This window comes from Haliscomenobacter sp., from assembly GCF_040403615.1.
Taxonomy (GTDB): domain Bacteria; phylum Bacteroidota; class Bacteroidia; order Chitinophagales; family Saprospiraceae; genus Haliscomenobacter.
On record NZ_JBBAKG010000245.1, the window covers coordinates 1 to 2382 of the forward strand.

At 50.2% G+C, this 2382-nt stretch carries 1 protein-coding gene and 1 pseudogene; both read right to left on the bottom strand.

The features are described from left to right. Positions 1–79 precede the first annotated feature (79 nt). Positions 80–2161 carry an alpha-ketoacid dehydrogenase subunit alpha/beta gene (locus ABW391_RS29280; protein WP_353485450.1) on the bottom strand — a complete coding sequence of 694 codons (2082 nt, stop codon included), beginning with the start codon at positions 2159–2161 and terminating at the stop codon, positions 80–82. A gap of 2 nt (positions 2162–2163) precedes the next feature. Beyond that, positions 2164–2382: pseudogene (locus ABW391_RS29285) on the bottom strand (enoyl-CoA hydratase/isomerase family protein); the annotation flags it as partial.

Here is a 2382-nt window from a genome sequence, read left to right on the forward strand (position 1 = left end):
CGTTTACTTATCTAATCCTCTGGCAAAATGATCACTTATTTTTTTATCGCCCCTATGCAAGATTGTGTGAACCCAAAACTCAATATTTCAACAACTTTTCCATTTCTGCCGCTACTTTCTCCGCAGAAAGCAACATTTCGCGTTCCAGGACTTCGCTCAATGGGATTGCAGGTAAATTAGCAGCCCCAATGGTGATGACTGGCGCATCCAAATGCCTAAAACACTGTTGCTGTATGCGCGCAGCGATGCTTTGTGCAAAACTGCCATTGACCGGTTCTTCGGTGATGACCAGTACTTTGCCATGTTGCTCAGCTCCGAGATAGAGGGCTTCTTCATCCAAAGGGGCGATCGTGCGCAAATCCAGGATCTCGATTTGCCCAGGAAATTGCTTGGCGGCATTCAATGCCCAATGTACGCCCATGCCGTAAGTCACCACGAATATGGAATTGTCTTGATCAACGTGCTCGGCAACTGCCTGGAGCACGATTCTGGCTTTTCCCAACGGAATGATGTAATCCACATCCGGTTCGACCGTTCTGGCGGCTTCGGTGCCTTTTACTTTAGACCAGTACAAGCCTTTGTGTTCCAAAATCACCACCGGATTGGGGTCATGGTAAGCAGCTTTCATTAGCCCTTTCATGTCGGCACCATTGCTGGGGTACACAATCTTGATGCCCCGAATATTGCTCAATACCGATTCTATACTGGAACTGTGGTAAGGACCACCGCTGCCATAAGCCCCCACCGGCACCCGAATGATGCAGCTCACTGGCCACTTTCCATTGGAGAGGTAGCAAGAGCGGCTCACTTCGGTAAACAACTGATTCAAGCCAGGCCAAATATAATCGGCGAATTGCACTTCCACAATGGCTTTCAGGCCCAGTGCCGACATGCCTACGGTGCTTCCGATGATAAAAGCTTCTTGTATGGGCGTGTTGAACACCCGTTCTTTGCCAAATTTCTGCGCCAAGGTTGCTGCTTCGCGAAATACGCCACCCAAGCGCATGCCCACATCTTGGCCATACATCAAACATTCCGGGTATTTCTGCAATAGTTCCTCGACTGCATGCAGGGCGCAATCTACCATAACCACTTCCTGGCCTTGTGCGGGTTGGCGTTGTCCTTTTTCTTCCACAATCGGAGTGGGCGCAAAATCGTGCAGATAAAGCGATTCCGGCAATGGGTTTTCAGCTTGTTGAGCGGCGATGAAGTCGGCCTTCACCTGCTCTTTTGCTTGGGCTTCAATTTCCTGCAATTGTGCTTCGTCGGCTACCCCATTGTCGATCAGATCCTGCCAAAACAAGGGAAATGGATCACGCGAAAGGTGCCAATCCAGGTCATCGCGATACCATTCTTTGCGTACCCCGGAAGTATGGTGACTCAGGAGGGGCACTTCAGCGTGCACCAAAAATGGCCTCCGCTCGCGGCGGATGGATTTGATGACTTCTTGTAAAGTATCGTAACATTCAAAAAAATCATTGCCCCGGATGCTGCGCGTTTCCAATCCTTTGAATCCGGCGGCATATTCTGCGGCACTCTGTGCCCGTATCTCTGCTGCACTGGCAGAAATGTCCCAGCCGTTGTCTTGCACGAGGTACAGAATGGGCAGTTTTTTCAAAACAGCCATTTGCATGGCCTCAGATACTTCGCCTTCGGTCATCGAAGCGTCGCCAAGAGAGCACACCACGATGGGCTTGTCGATGGGATATTCTTTGGTCAAAGCCCGCGATTCTTTGTACCAAAAACCCAAAGCGACTCCGGTGGCAGGGATGGCTTGCATGCCCGTAGCCGAGGATTGATGCGGAATTTTGGGTTTGTCAGGGTCGCGCAAACTTGGATGCGCATAGTAGGTACGACCTCCTGAAAAGGGATCATCGCGTTTGGCCAGCAATTGCAGCATCAACTCGTAGGGCCGCATGCCAATACCCAGGAGCATGGCATCGTCGCGGTAATACGGAAAAACATAATCCTGGGGCAGCAATTGCATGCCTAAGGCCAATTGAATGGCTTCGTGTCCCCGTGATGTGGCGTGCACGTATTTGGACACTAACTTGAAATTCTCTTCGTAAAGCGTGGACATGCTTTTAGCCGTGGCCATCAATCGAAAAGCTTCAAGTAAAGTTGGTTTGGGTAAAGATAATTTGGTTTTAACAAGAGTCATGGCTAGGTATTGATTGCCTTTTTGGCGTATTCTGAGAGCACCAGTTTGCCGCTGATGGCGGCGCGTTCTTCCAAAAATTCATCCCAGTGCTGGGTGCCTTCCCAAAAAATGGCCTTCAACTCCTGCATAGCGACTGGGCTGGATTGGGCCAGTTTTTGGGCAAGTTCAAGTACAGCAGCATCCAGTTCGCTGATGCTTCCGTATACATTGGCATACAAGCC

Bases quoted from the DNA above. Each gene is read 5' to 3' on its own strand.
- ABW391_RS29280 (WP_353485450.1), bottom strand. From the start codon at position 2,161: ATGACTCTTGTTAAAACCAAATTATCTTTACCCAAACCAACTTTACTT.